At 67.0% G+C, this 13,212-nt stretch carries 16 protein-coding genes; 9 read left to right on the top strand and 7 right to left on the bottom strand.

Features of this window, described 5'->3' with window-relative positions:
• Window positions 1-37: 37 nt before the first annotated feature.
• Both LQ953_RS02980 and LQ953_RS02975 read left to right on the top strand, forming a co-directional pair.
• A complete protein-coding gene (locus LQ953_RS02980; RefSeq protein ID WP_231029151.1) occupies window positions 38-394 on the top strand; it encodes a hypothetical protein in 357 nt (118 codons plus the stop codon).
• Between the two features lie 3 nt (window positions 395-397).
• Entirely contained in the window at window positions 398-1,339 is a 942-nt protein-coding gene (locus LQ953_RS02975) for a cation diffusion facilitator family transporter (protein ID WP_231029150.1), read from the top strand.
• A gap of 49 nt (window positions 1,340-1,388) precedes the next feature.
• On the opposite strand, the gene LQ953_RS02970 is transcribed toward LQ953_RS02975, so the two are convergent.
• From LQ953_RS02970 to LQ953_RS02955, 4 genes are all read right to left on the bottom strand, one after another.
• The gene (locus tag LQ953_RS02970; RefSeq protein ID WP_231029149.1) at window positions 1,389-1,586 is read right to left on the bottom strand and encodes a hypothetical protein; all 198 of its coding nucleotides are present in this window, start codon (window positions 1,584-1,586) and stop codon (window positions 1,389-1,391) included.
• 104 nt (window positions 1,587-1,690) lie between these two features.
• Entirely contained in the window at window positions 1,691-2,995 is a 1,305-nt protein-coding gene (locus LQ953_RS02965) for an amidohydrolase (RefSeq protein WP_231029148.1), read from the bottom strand.
• A 366-nt stretch (window positions 2,996-3,361) separates the two neighbouring features.
• Window positions 3,362-4,012: a DUF4893 domain-containing protein gene (locus LQ953_RS02960; RefSeq protein WP_231029147.1), complete on the bottom strand. Its 651-nt coding sequence runs from the start codon at window positions 4,010-4,012 to the stop codon at window positions 3,362-3,364.
• Complete coding sequence (locus LQ953_RS02955; protein WP_231029146.1) at window positions 4,009-4,794, bottom strand: 3-hydroxybutyrate dehydrogenase; 786 nt, start codon at window positions 4,792-4,794, stop codon at window positions 4,009-4,011. Before LQ953_RS02955 ends, LQ953_RS02960 begins: the two co-directional genes overlap by 4 nt.
• A 107-nt stretch (window positions 4,795-4,901) precedes the next feature.
• Between LQ953_RS02955 and ypfJ the strand changes: the two genes are divergently transcribed.
• From ypfJ to LQ953_RS02920, 7 genes are all read left to right on the top strand, one after another.
• A complete protein-coding gene (ypfJ, locus tag LQ953_RS02950) occupies window positions 4,902-5,798 on the top strand; it encodes a KPN_02809 family neutral zinc metallopeptidase (RefSeq protein ID WP_231029236.1) in 897 nt (298 codons plus the stop codon).
• Window positions 5,799-5,905: 107 nt separating this feature from the next.
• On the top strand, window positions 5,906-6,655 hold the full coding sequence (locus LQ953_RS02945; RefSeq protein WP_231029144.1) for an alpha/beta hydrolase: 750 nt from the start codon (window positions 5,906-5,908) through the stop codon (window positions 6,653-6,655).
• Window positions 6,634-7,356, top strand: coding sequence for a tetratricopeptide repeat protein (locus LQ953_RS02940; protein WP_231029142.1), 723 nt, complete (start codon window positions 6,634-6,636; stop codon window positions 7,354-7,356). Before LQ953_RS02945 ends, LQ953_RS02940 begins: the two co-directional genes overlap by 22 nt.
• A gap of 163 nt (window positions 7,357-7,519) precedes the next feature.
• Complete coding sequence (locus LQ953_RS02935) at window positions 7,520-7,975, top strand: VOC family protein (RefSeq protein WP_231029140.1); 456 nt, start codon at window positions 7,520-7,522, stop codon at window positions 7,973-7,975.
• Between the two features lie 5 nt (window positions 7,976-7,980).
• Window positions 7,981-8,709, top strand: coding sequence for a hydroxyacylglutathione hydrolase (gene gloB / locus LQ953_RS02930; RefSeq protein ID WP_231029138.1), 729 nt, complete (start codon window positions 7,981-7,983; stop codon window positions 8,707-8,709).
• Between the two features lie 38 nt (window positions 8,710-8,747).
• Complete coding sequence (locus tag LQ953_RS02925; RefSeq protein ID WP_231029133.1) at window positions 8,748-9,155, top strand: hypothetical protein; 408 nt, start codon at window positions 8,748-8,750, stop codon at window positions 9,153-9,155.
• Window positions 9,156-9,171: 16 nt separating this feature from the next.
• Window positions 9,172-9,567, top strand: a complete 396-nt coding sequence (locus tag LQ953_RS02920) for a hypothetical protein (protein WP_231029132.1) — start codon at window positions 9,172-9,174, stop codon at window positions 9,565-9,567.
• A 140-nt stretch (window positions 9,568-9,707) separates the two neighbouring features.
• On the opposite strand, the gene LQ953_RS02915 is transcribed toward LQ953_RS02920, so the two are convergent.
• From LQ953_RS02915 to secF, 3 genes are read right to left on the bottom strand one after another with little or no spacing between them, the layout of a single operon-like run.
• Window positions 9,708-11,822 (bottom strand): S9 family peptidase, encoded by a 2,115-nt coding sequence (locus tag LQ953_RS02915; protein WP_231029129.1) that lies wholly within the window; start codon window positions 11,820-11,822, stop codon window positions 9,708-9,710.
• 49 nt (window positions 11,823-11,871) lie between these two features.
• Window positions 11,872-12,243 carry an Mth938-like domain-containing protein gene (locus tag LQ953_RS02910; RefSeq protein ID WP_231029125.1) on the bottom strand — a complete coding sequence of 124 codons (372 nt, stop codon included), beginning with the start codon at window positions 12,241-12,243 and terminating at the stop codon, window positions 11,872-11,874.
• Window positions 12,240-13,205 (bottom strand): protein translocase subunit SecF, encoded by a 966-nt coding sequence (secF, locus tag LQ953_RS02905; RefSeq protein WP_231029109.1) that lies wholly within the window; start codon window positions 13,203-13,205, stop codon window positions 12,240-12,242. The genes LQ953_RS02910 and secF overlap by 4 nt, the downstream gene beginning before the upstream one ends.
• Window positions 13,206-13,212 lie beyond the last annotated feature (7 nt).

Genomic DNA, 13,212 nt, shown 5'->3' with positions numbered 1-13,212 from the left:
GTTCGTTACAGGGCGGCAACGCTCAGGAGAGTGACCAATGACTTCGACCCCGAACCAACCGAACTCCATCGACAATGCGATGGACAAGATGTCGGTAGCGCCGGGCCCCGAGAGCGACGGCAGCGCCAAGGCCCCCGTCGGATCGGCGGATGCCGGTACCGACAAGTCCATTTCCGAACGGCTCGCCCGCAATCCGGACAACAAGGATGCGCGGCTGGACTGCGCGCTGGACGAGTCCATGGATGCGTCGGACCCGCCCTCGACCACGCAGCCGGGCCGTGGCGATGACTTGCCGGAGAGCTCGGGCTTCGACCCCAAGGCCGAGAAGAAGCTGGCCGGGGGCGATCAAGGCGGCGTGATCGACAAGATCAAGTCCGCGATCGGCCTCGGCTGACCGGTGAGCGCGTCGCCTGCGTCGGGGTGGCGCGCCAACATCGTATTGTATGCGGCGCTGGCCGCGAATGTCGGGATCGCCATCGCCAAGTTCGTGGCGGCGGCGATCACCGGTTCTTCCTCCATGCTGACCGAGGGCGTGCACAGCCTGGTCGACAGCGGCAACCAGTTGCTGCTGTTGTACGGCAAGCGCCGCGCGACGCGACCACCCGACGCGGTTCACCCCTTCGGCTATGGCCGCGAACTGTATTTCTGGGCGTTTGTGGTCGCCATCCTGATCTTCGGGCTGGGTGCGGGCGTGTCGGTCTATGAAGGCTGGAAGCACATCCAGTCCCCCGAGCCGTTGCAGGACCCGCTGGTCAACTACATCGTGCTGGGCGTGGCAGTGCTGCTCGAGGGCTCGTCCTGGATCGTCGCGGTGCGCGAGTTCGGCCGGGCCAAGGGCGCGCATGGCTGGTGGCAGGCGATCCGCGTTTCCAAGGATCCGACGACCTTTATCGTGCTGTTCGAGGATTCCGCCGCGCTGCTGGGCCTTATGGTGGCCGGCATCGGCATCTGGGCCAGCCATGCCTGGGGCGACCCACGCATCGACGGCGCGGCGTCGATCGTCATCGGGCTAATCCTAGCGGCGGTCGCGGCGCTGCTGGCGCGCGAGTCCAAGGGGCTGCTGATCGGCGAGCGCGCCGATCCCGCGCTAGTGGAGCAGATCCGCGCTTGCGTGAAAGCCGAGCCGCAGGTCACCGCCGTCAACCATGTCCGCACCATCCACACTGCGCCCGAGAGCGTGTTTGTCGCGATCAGCGCCGATTTCGAGCATACATTGCCGATGGGCGAGGCGGAGACCCTGATCGGGGATATGGAGCATCGGCTGCGCGCCACGCTGCCCCAGCTAACGTCGATCTATATCCGGCCGGAAAAGCGCGAGGATGCGCCGCCGATCGGGTGAGTGCAGGGCTATGGCTGGGCTATGGGCGCGGCTTTAAGCGCGCGCCCGCTCAGGCTGCGGGCGCTTCGCCGCCTTCTACGCGCGTCTGGCGGAGGTCCGTCTGAGCGTCGGCTTCGTCGATCGCCCGCAACAAGTCCTCGAACTTCTGGTCATCGGAAACGGGGAAGCAGCGCCTGAAGCCGCTCCCCAATCTCTCCAGGTCGCGCGTGGTCAACAGACCAACGGCGACGATCCGGTCCTGCGCCAATACTCCAACTCCGGCGAAAAATCTCTCCACGTCCCAACGTGGGTTAGCTCGGTTTGTGCCAACCGTTACGCTTTGTTGCTGTGAAATGACGATTCCGGCCGGGTTCAGCGCTTGAGAATGTCCAGCGCCGCGGCGGTCATCGCCTCGGTCGCGGTGCCCACCACCGCCTCGGCATCGGGGGCCCAGAAGGCGCTGTGCAGCGAGGGGAGCGGCGCCTTGCTGGCCTGCGCCGCTTCCCATTTCGCCGTCGGCACGCCCCCGACCCAGAAGATGGTGCTCTGGATCGATTGGTCGGCCAACCAGTAGCGGCTGAAATCCTCGCCGCCCATCACCGCGGGCGTGGTCGCGACGCGATCCTTGCCGAAGCGCGTGGTGAAAAGCTGGGTCAGGCGGTTCGAGAGCGGCTGGGTGTTGAAGGTGGAGGGGGTGAATTCATCCTTCACGGTCACCACCGGCATGCGGTCCTCGGGCATGCCCGCCGCGATCGCCTCCCCCTTGGCGATGCGGGCGATGCCGTCGAGCAGCTGCTTGCGGACCTCGGGTGTGAAAGAGCGTACGGTGAGCTGCATCGCCACTTCGCTGCCGATGATGTTGTGCTTCGACCCGCCATGGATCGAGCCGACGGTGACCACGGCGGACTGCTGCGGATCGATTTCGCGGCTGACCAGGGTTTGCAGCGCGCCGACAATGCGGGCGGCGAGGACGACGGGGTCCTTGGTGGTCTGGGGATAGGCGCCATGGCCGCCGACGCCCTTCACCAGAATGTCGACCGAGTCGACATTGGCGAGCGCATAGCCCGGCGTGATGCCGATCTGGCCGGCGGGCTGGCTGGCGCTGTCGTGAAAGGCGATGGCGAATTGCGGCTTGGGGAAGCGGGTGTAGAGCCCGTCGTCCAGCATCATCCGCGCACCCATGCCGCGCTCCTCGGCGGGCTGGGCGACCATCACCACCGTGCCCTTCCACTGCGCCTTCATGGCGGACAGGTTGCGCAGCGTGCCGATCCAGCTCGCCATGTGCGTGTCGTGGCCGCAGGCGTGCATGACGCCGGTTTCCTGGCCCTCTTCGGTGGTGGCGCGAACCTTGGACGCGAAGGGCAGGCCGGTGTCCTCGGTGACCGGCAGCCCGTCCATGTCGGCGCGGATCAGCAGCACGGGGCCGGGACCGTTCCTGAGCACGGCGACGACGCCGGTGCCGCCGACCTTCTCGGTCACTTCGAAGCCTGCCTTGCGCGCTTCGGCGGCGAGCTTGGCGGCGGATTTCACTTCGTGGAGGCTGAGTTCGGGGTTGGCGTGGAAGTCGCGGTAGAAGGTCATCAACTCGGGCATCGCCTTCTGCGTCGCGTCGTGGACCGGGTCGGCGGCCGCCGGCGCGGCGAGCGTGGCAGTGGCGGCGAGAAGGTAGCGCAGCATGAGGGTCCCCCGGGTTGTTGCCGGGAGTGTTGCGGGGGCGGTGAGGGGAGTCAAATGGCGAGCAATCCTCCCCCTCCGGGGGAGGATCATGGGGCGGGAACCAGCTCCGTCACGTCGAGCATGGGCTTGAAGCGCGGTAGGGCAGGGCCAGGCGCCATCGGCGCTCGCCGATGCGGTTCATGTAGCCGATCACGTCGACGCCGTAGGGCTGTGGGGTGCTCTGATCGCCCGGGACAGCCGCCGTCCCTCCGTCATCCCGGGCTCGACCCGGGATCCGCTTCTTCTGTCCCGCTGCCTCGAGGAGAAGCGGGACCCCGGGTCGAGCCCGGGGTGACGAGGAGAAGAACGGGTGGGTCGAACGGACGCTTAGCCGGCCGGGACCAGCTCCACGACGTCCAGCGTGGACTCAAAGCGGGGATAGGGCAGTACCAGCCGCCAGCGCTTGTCGCCGATGCGTTCGACATAGCCGATGATGTCGCGGGTGGCGTCGACGCCGTAGCGTAGCGGGGAACTCTCGTCGCCGAGCACCAGTGTGCCGAGGAACACGGCGCGTGCGTCGGTATCGGTGAAGAGCAGGCCGGTGGGACGTTGCGAGCCGGTGGCCTTATGCAGGCTCTTCACTTCGCCTTCGTCGCCGATGCGGCATTCGAACCAGGGATAGGCGGTGAAGTCGCGCATCGCCGTGCCCTGGCCGCCGAGCTTGAAGGTGCGGCAGCGATATTTGCCTGCGGGCGGGAGCGCGCCGGGCAGCGCCCGGTCGGGATCGAACAGCAAAGGTTCAGCGGCGATCGCCCTGCGGTCGGCGGCGCGCGCCTTGGGCAGCGCGACGCTCCAGGCGCGGCGCCAGTGGCGCAGGCGGTCACGGTCGGCCGGAGTCGCAATGGTCTGCCACGCCGCGCCGGTCGGCAGGCGCGTCGAGGTTGCCTCACGATACACGCTGCAGCCGGTGAGGCCGATGCCGATGGCCGCCGCGGGCAACATCCATTTGATCGCGCCAGCCACTCTGTGTTCCTTCATGCCGCCGTCCAGCCGCCGTCCATCGAATAATTGGCGCCGGTGATCGCGGCGGCTTCGTCCCTGCAGAGGAATAGCGCGAGGGCGGCGACTTGTTCCGGCAGCACGAACTGCTTGGTCGGCTGCGCGGCGAGAAGGACGTCGTTCATCACCTGCTCGCGCGTGAGGCCGCGGGCCTGCATCGTGTCGGGGATCTGGTTCTCGACCAGGGGCGTCCAGACATAGCCGGGCGAAATGCAGTTCACGGTGATGCCGTGCTGCGCGACTTCCAGCGCGACCGTCTTGGTCAGGCCGGCGATGCCGTGCTTGGCGGCGACATAGGCGGCCTTGTTGGGGCTGGCGACAAGGCTGTGCGCGCTGGCGGTGGTGAGGATACGGCCCCAGCCGCGGCGCTTCATGCCGGGCAGTGCCGCGCGCATGAGGTGGAAGGTCGAGGACAAGTTGATCGCGATGATCGCGTCCCACTTTTCCACCGGAAACTCGTCCACCGGGGCGACATGCTGGATGCCGGCGTTGGAGATCGCGATGTCGACGCTGCCGAATTCCGCCTCCGCGCGTGCGACCATTGCCGCAATCTGATCGGGCTGCGTCATGTCGGCGGGATCGTACAGCGCGCGGGTGCCGCTGGCCGCTTCCAACTCGGTGCGCGCCTGTTCGATGGCGTCGGCGTCACCAAAGCCGTTGATCAGGACATTGGCGCCTTGCGCAGCCAGCGCCCGGGCATAGGCCAAGCCGATGCCCGAGGTGGAGCCGGTGACGATGGCGGACTTGCCTTGAAGGAACATGCGACCCCGCGTTCGGTGAAGCCACAGGTCTAGGCCCATCCGCCGCCCCCGTGCAACGCTTCGCTGGTTGGGGCATTGTTGCGAACAGCCAACGAGAGGGAATGCCGATGCGGCTCGACGATCTGGATCCGACCGAACATGCCCGTGATCTGGGGTCGGGCGGCGGCGGAGGCGGCGGTTTCGGGCTGCTGGGATTCCTGCCGCTGCTGCTCGGGCGCGGCATGGGTTGTGGCAGCATCGGGCTGATCGTGGTCGTCGGCCTGATCTATCTGGCGATGAGCGGCGGCGGCGGCTTGCTGAGCGGCGGCGGTGGCGCCCCTGCAACCCAGCAGAGCAGCAGCCGCGGCGGCGGATCGGGCGCGGCCGTGTGCAACACCGCCGAGCGGCGCTTCTCGTGCCAGGTGATGACCAGCACCGAGCAAACCTGGGACACCATCTTCCGCAGTTCGGGCCAGCGCTACCAGCCCGCGACCATCAACTTCTACACGCGCGGCGTCCAGTCGGGCTGCGGCGCAGCGTCGTCGGCAGTGGGGCCGTTCTACTGCCCCGCGGACCAGGGCGTGTATCTCGACACGAGCTTCTTCGACGAACTGGCGCAGCGCTTCGGCGCCAAGGGCGACTTCGCCCAGGCCTATGTCATCGCGCACGAAGTCGGTCACCATGTCCAGAACCTGCTGGGCACCTCGACCGAAGTATCGCGGGCGCAGGCGCGGGCATCCAAGGCCGAGGGCAACCGCCTGTCGGTGCAGCTTGAGCTTCAGGCGGATTGCTTCGCTGGCGTCTGGGCGGCGCGCAACCGCAGCCGGATGGAGCCGGGCGATATCGAGGAAGGCATGACGGCCGCAAATGCGATCGGCGACGATACCTTGCAGCGGCAGGGGCAGGGCCAGGTGGTGCCGGAAACGTTCACCCATGGCAGCTCGGCGCAGCGCATGGAGTGGCTGCGGCGTGGGCTGGAGACGGGCGATCCGGCGCAGTGCAACACGTTCGAGGCGGTGCGGTAGAGAAGTCGCCGCTCCCAGAGGTGCATCTTCCTTCTGTCACCCCGGTTCAAGGCCGGGATGACGAAGAAGGGTGGGAGGCTGCGGCCTGCGCGGCTACACTGCGCGCCATGACCGACATGCTGCAAATCCCTGGGCGTCCAGCGCTCGCTTATCATCACACCCCCGGCGCCGGGCCGACGGTGGTGTTCCTGTGCGGCTATGCGTCGGACATGAACGGCACCAAGGCGCTGGCGCTAGAGGAATGGGCGCGGCGGGAAGGGCGCGCCTTTCTGCGCTTCGACTATGCCGGGTGCGGCGAAAGCGAGGGCGCGTTCGAGGACCAGACGCTCGCCGACTGGCGCGACGATGCGCTGCGGGTGATCGACCAGGTGGTGCAGGGGCCGGTGGTGCTGGTCGGCTCTTCGATGGGCGGCTGGGTGATGCTGCTGGTTGCCAAGGCGCGTGCGGAGATGGTCAAGGCCATGGTCGGCATCGCCGCGGCGCCGGACTTCACCGACTGGGGCTTCACCGAAGCGCAGAAGATGCGCATGCTCCAGGACGGGCGACTGGAAGAGCCTTCGCTCTATTCCGACAAGCCGACGGTGACGACGCGCGGCTTCTGGGCTTCCGGGGAGGCCAATCGCGTGATGATCGGCCCCATCGCGTTCGACGGGCCGGTGCGGCTGCTCCAGGGACAGCGCGATGCCGAAGTGCCGTGGGAGCGGGCGCCGGCACTTGCGGCGCTGATCCGTTCAGACGCCGTGCATACGGTGCTGGTCAAGGATGGCGATCATCGGCTTTCGCGCGAGGGTGACATCGCGCTGATCCTCCACGCGGTTCAGGATGTGCTTGCGCTATGTTCCTCTCCCTCCTCCTGAGCCTTCAGGCCGCTGCCGAGCCGCCGCGCTATTCGGCGTGCATGGACCTGGCGAGCAGCGATCCGGCCGCCGGGGTGCTGAACGCCTCGCGCTGGCGCGTCGATGGCGGCGGCATGCTGGCGCGGCAGTGCCTGGGCGTGGCCTATGCCAATCAGGAGAAGTGGAGCGCAGCGGCAGCGGCGTTCGAGGAAGCTGCGCGCGAGGCGATGGCAGCCAAGGACGCGCGGGCGGCGAATTACTGGGCGCAATCGGGCAACGCATGGCTGGCCGCCGGGGATGCAGCGAAGGCGCGGCAGGCGATCGACGCGGCGCTGGCCGGCGGCGGGCTGACCGGGCTGGCACTGGGCGAGGCGCATCTCGATCGTGCCCGGGCGCTGGTGGCGGCGAACAACCTGGAGGGTGCGCGCGACGACATCGACAAGGCACTGGTCGATGCCAAGGAGGACCCGCTCGCGTGGCTGTTGTCCGCAACGCTGGCGCGGCGGCAGGGCGACCTGCCGCGCGCGCGCCGTGACATCAGCGAGGCGCTGAAGCGGGCGGGGAACGACGCATCGGTGCAGCTGGAGGCAGGTAATGTCGCCGCAGCCGAGCGCGACGAGGCAGGTGCGCGGGCGGCGTGGGGCCGGGCGGCCGAATTGGGGCAGGATGGGCCCGTGGCGGCGGCGGCGCGCAAAGCGCTGGAGCAGTTTAACGCTAACTAGATCCTCCCCCGGAGGGGGAGGGGGACCAGCGAAGCTGGTGGAGGGGTGTTGGCCGCGGGTGGTGTCGCTTGTGGCGCTCCCCCTCCCCGTGCCGGGGAGGTTCTGGGTTGCTTGGCGTTGGTTCGCCCCTATCTCCGGCTGCGAACCTAATCACGGAGCCTCCATGCGCTATCTCCACACCATGATCCGCGTCACCGATCCCGACGCGACGATCGCCTTCTTCAATCTGCTCGGCCTCCAGGAAGTGCGGCGGATGGAGAATCAGGCGGGTCGCTTCACGCTGATCTTCCTCGCGACCGAGGCAGACATGAACGGGCCGGGCGAGCGGGCCAAGGCCGAGGTGGAGCTGACCTATAACTGGCCGGCCGAGGATGGCAGCGCACCGGAGGTGTACACCGGCGGGCGCAATTTCGGGCACTTGGCCTATTATGTCGACGACATTTACGAGACCTGCCAGCGGCTGCAGGACGGCGGCGTGACGATCAACCGCCCGCCGCGCGACGGCAACATGGCGTTCGTGAAGACGCCCGACGGGATCTCGATCGAACTGCTCCAGGATGGCCCCGCGCTGCCGCCTGCCGAGCCCTGGGCGTCGATGCCGAACACCGGCACCTGGTAAGCGCGATGCTCGAAATCGTCCGCATTCCCGTACTCAGCGACAATTATGTGTGGCTGGTCCATGACAGCGTCTCGGGCGAGACGATGGTGGTGGACCCGGGCGAGGCCGCGCCGGTGCTGGCGGAAGCGCAGCGGCGCGGCTGGACGATCTCGGCGATCTGGAACACGCACTGGCACCCCGATCACACCGGCGGCAATGCCGAGGTCAAGGCGGCCGCCGGCGCGCCGGTGATCGCGCCCGCCGCCGAGGCCGCAAAGATCCCCACTGCCGACCGTCTGGTCGGGGAGGGCGACACGGTGCGGCTGGGCGACCATGCTGCGGCGGTGCTGGAAGTGCCCGGGCATACCGCCGGGCACATCGCCTTTCACTTCGCCGAGGATGGGGTGATATTCACCGGCGACACGCTGTTCGCGATGGGCAGCGGGCGGCTGTTCGAGGGTACTGCCGAGCAGATGTTCGGCAACATGGCTCGGCTCAAGCAGCTGCCGCCCGAGACGCTGGTCTATTGCGCGCACGAATATACCCAGTCGAACGGCCGCTATGCGCGTGTGGCGGAGCCGGACAACCAGGCGATCGTCGAGCGGATGGTGGAAGTCGACGCTCTGCGTGCCGCAGGCGAGGCGACGGTGCCCACCACCATTGCGCTCGAACTGGCGACCAATCCGTTTCTGCGCGCGCCAAGCGCGGAAATCTTCGCCGAACGGCGCGCGGCCAAGGATGCATTTCGCGGCTGAAGGGTTGTAGCATGCGAGGACTGAAGAAAGAGGTTCGCATGATCCGCCTTGCCGTTCCCGCCATGCTGTTGCTTTCGCTGGGCGCCACCAGTGCCGAAACCCAGACCCGGGCTCCGGACGGGGCGACCGCGCGGGTGGAGAGGACGCTGGCCGGGCTGACGTCTGGCGCGCCGCAGCGCTGCCTGCGCCGCGACCGCGTCACCGAGCTTCGCACCGCTGCCAAGGTCATCCTCTATGTCGGCGGCCGGGATCGCGTGTGGCGCAACGACGTGGTCGGCGAAGGCTGTGACCGCGGCCTGCGGCGCGGCGACATCGTCGTCTCGCAGAGCCTGGTCGGCGACTCCTATTGCGAAGGCGATCTGGTTCACACACGCGTGCGCACCGGCGGCTCGCTGACCGGCAGCTGCTCGCTGGGTGCGTTCACGCCCTATACCCGCAACCGATAAACACAGGAGAGGTGCCATGCGGACGATGTGGATCATGGGTGCGCTGGCACTGGCCGGCTGTACGACGAATACGGAGATGCGCGCGTCGCAGCAGGCCGAGTCGAACGCGGCGCTGACCAAGGAACTGGAAGGGCGCGTTGCCGGCGCGCCGGTGAACTGCATCGGCAACAGCACCACCACGCGGCCGATGATCATCGACGAGACCACCATCCTCTATCGCGAGGGCGGGCGCGTGTACCGCAACACGCTGCCAGCCGCCTGTCCGCGGCTGCGCCCGTACAATACCATGATCACCGAAGTGCAGGGCGGACAGCTGTGCCGCAACGACCGTTTCCGCGTGCTGGAGCCGGGGACGTCGATCCCGGGTCCTTATTGCCGGCTGGGCGAGTTCGTCCCCTACGAGCGGCGGTAGTTTAATCCTTCCCGGAATGGGGAGGGGGGCCGGCCGAAGGCTGGTGGAAGGGGACCGCCACTGGCGAACCGCTCGCGGAAAGCCCCCTCCACCACCAGCTTTCGCTGGCGGTCCCCCTCCCCGTGCCGGGGAGGAGTGGCTTACTTCACCTCCAACTGATCCAGCACAAAGGCGGTCCATTCCGCCTGCTGGCGATAGCGTTCGAACCGGCCCGACTTGCCGCCATGCCCGGCTTCCATGTTGATGCGATAGACCAGCGGATTGCTGTCGGTCTTCTTCGCGCGCAGGCGAGCGACCCATTTGGTGGGCTCATAATATTGCACCTGGCTGTCCCATAGCCCGGTCGAGACGTACATCGCCGGATAAGCCTGCGCCGCGACATTGTCGTAGGGCGAGTAGCTCAGCATGTAGTCGTAGTACTGCTTCTGAGCCGGGTTGCCCCATTCGTCGAACTCGCCGGTGGTCAGCGGGATCGAGGTGTCGAGCATGGTGGTTACCACGTCGACAAACGGCACCTGCGCGACCAGCACCTTGTAGTCCTTGGGCGCGATGTTCGCGACGCCGCCCATCAGCAGCCCGCCGGCGCTGCCGCCCATCGCGCCGACGCGATCCTTGGCGGCATAGCCGTTGGCGACAAGATGCCGCGTCACGTCGACAAAATCGGTGAAGCTGTTCTTCTTGTTGAGCATCTTGCCCTGGTCGAACCAGGCGCGGCCCATTTCCTGGCCGCCGCGGATATGCGCGATGGCATAGACCATGCCGCGGTCGAGCATGCTGGGCAGCGCGGACTGAAAGGCAGGGTCGGACGAATAGCCATAGCTGCCATAGGCGTACTGGAAGAGCGCGGCGGTGCCGTCCTTCTTGAAGCCTTTGGCGTGCACCAGGCTGACCGGGATCTTCGTGCCGTCGCGCGCGGTCGCCCACACTCGCTCGGTGACGTATTTCGATGCGTCATAGCCCGGCACCGGCTGAACCTTGAGCACGCGGCGCTCGCCGGTCTTGTAGTTCACTTCGTACGTCGTGTTCGGCGTCACCAGCGAGTCATAGGTGTAGCGCAGCCAGTCGCTGTCCGGCTCCTCGTTGGTGCCCAGCGTCATCGCAAAGGCCGGCTCGTCGCTGGCCACCGCCTCGCTCTTCCCGCCGGGCTGAAGCACGCGGACGCGCTTGTTGCCGCCGGCGCGTTCCTCGATCGCCAGGAAGTTGTTGAAGGGCTGGAAATTCTCGATGAACACGATGTCGCTGGTGGGGACCAGGTCCTGCCACATCGCGCGGCCATGGCTGGCATGCGCTTCGTTCACCGTCATCAGCCGATAGTTCGGCGCCTGCCAGTTGGTGCGGATGATCCAGCGGTCGCCGAGATGGTCGGCCTGGTAGAGGAACTCGCGCTCACGCGGGGCAATCACCTGAAACGCGGCGGGGTTGGTGGTGGGCGCACAACGCTGTTCGTCGCTCGCAGTGCTGTGCAGGTAAATGCAGACGAAGCGGTCGGACGAGGTCGTGCCTATCCCCATGTAGAAGGTCTCGTCCTTCTCCTCATAGAGCAGCTTGTCGGCTGAGGCGGGGGTGCCGAGCACGTGTGCCTTCACCCGCTTGCCGAGCAGGGTGGTCGGGTCCTTCTCGACATAGAGGATCGTCTTGTTGTCGGCGCCCCAGGCGAAGCCGGGCTCCACGTTCGGGATGCTGTCGGAAAGCATCTTACCGGTGGCGAGATCCTTGATCTTCAGCACATATTGGCGGCGGCCGACCACATCCTCGCCAAAGGCGAGCAACTGGTTGTTGGGGCTGACCCGCGTGCCCGCGGTCGAGAAGAAGCTGTGCCCCTTGGCCATGGCCGGCTGGTCGAGCAGCACCTCTTCGGGCCCGGTCATGCTGCCCTTGCGGCGGGCGATCACCGGATAGTCGGCACCGGTGGCGAAGCGGGTGTAGTAGTAGTATCCGCGGCGCAGATAGGGGACCGAGCTGTCGTCCTGCTTGATGCGGCCGACAATCTCTCCGTACAGCTTTTCAGCGATCGGCTTCTGCGCCGCCAGCATCGCGTCGGCATAGGCGTTCTCGGCATTGAGATACGCCAGCATCTCCGGGTTCTTCCGCGTGTCGTCGCGCAGCCAGTAATATTCGTCGTTGCGGGTGGCGCCGAACGGCGCCTTGACCTGGTACGGCTTGGTGGCGGCGACCGGCGGCTTGGGCGCGTTTTGCGCCAGCGCGGCAGGCGCGGTCGTGGAAAGAAGGGCCGCAGCGGCCAGCAGCTTGGTCATGGAATTCCCCCGAAAACGCGAATCGCGATTGGAGGAGTGTGCCAAAGCCTTAGCCCAGTGGGTAGAGTGCTCCGGCGACCCAGCGCAGTTCGGCGCGCAGTACGCCCCAGGCACGGGCGGCGGCGCGGCTGTCCATGATCTCGATGCCGATGCCGCGGGCGGCAAGCGCCTTGGTGAGGGCGACGGGCGGGCGGACCAGACGATCGCCGGTGCCGAGCAGGATGAACTCGGGCTGGGGGTCGAGCGCCAGGGCCGGGGCGAGGTCCGCCTCGGTCAACTCGGCGATGGGCGGGGGCGCCCAGCCATCGGCGCGCTGGGGCGTGATGGCGAGGCCTTCGTATACATTCTCGTCGACGCGGAAACCGCGCCCCGAGAAGCCGGAGATCACCGGCCCATCGGCGCTGCGGCGTTCCATTTTCATCCTTCGCGCGGTCCGACGCGTTCGGCGTTGGAGGCGACGCCCGGCTTCTCGTCGCGCGGGCCGGGCTTGAGGCCCAGCGTGATGAGCAGAGACGAGGACACGTAAATCGAAGAATAGGTACCGACGACCACACCCAGCATCATCGCCGCGGTGAAGCTGCGCAACACATGGCCGCCGAAGATCAGCAGCGAGGCGAGCGCGAGCAGGATGGTGAGCGAGGTCATCACCGTGCGCGGCAGGGTCTCGTTGACCGACAGATCGATCAATTCGGCCATGCCCATCTTGCGGTACTTGCGCATATTCTCACGAATACGATCGTCGATCACCATCTTGTCGTTGATCGAATAGCCGATGATCGTCAGCACCGCCGCGACGATGTTCAAGTCGAACACCATCCAGGTGAGCGCGAAGAAGCCCAGCGTCATCAGCACGTCGTGGATGATGGCCACGGCCGTCGACACGCCGAACTGCCATTCGTAGCGCAGCCACGAGAAGATCGCGATGCCGATGATGGCAAGCAGCACGGCGAGCACGCCGTTGCGGATCAGCTCGTCCGACACCTTGCCCGACACGGTGGAGTAGTTGGAGAAGGTCGCGCCGGGGAACTTGGCCGCCAGCTCGGTCTTCACCCGCTCCACCATCTGGTCGACCGCGTCCGGAGCGTTAGAAGCCGGCAGCGGCATGCGGATGGTGACCGTGTTCTTGCCGCCCAGCTGCTGGAGCGTCGCTTCGCCCAGGCCCAGGCCGTTCACCGTGGAGCGGACCTCGTCGAGCTGGGGCGGCGTGGCGAACTTTTCCTCGATCGATACGCCGCCGACAAAGTCGACGCCCATGTTGAGGCCGCGGATGCCCACGATCGCCACTGCGGCGATGGTGAGCAGCAGCGTGATCGCGAAGGCGATGTGGCGGATGCGCACGAACTGGATGTTCGTGTTGTCCGGGATGATCTTGAGGAGCCGCATGGGATGC

Source organism: Sphingomonas sp. IC-56 (assembly GCF_021043375.1).
Lineage (GTDB): Bacteria > Pseudomonadota > Alphaproteobacteria > Sphingomonadales > Sphingomonadaceae > Sphingomonas.
Note: the sequence above shows the minus strand (reverse complement) of the source record. Positions and strands in the feature narration are given on the sequence as shown.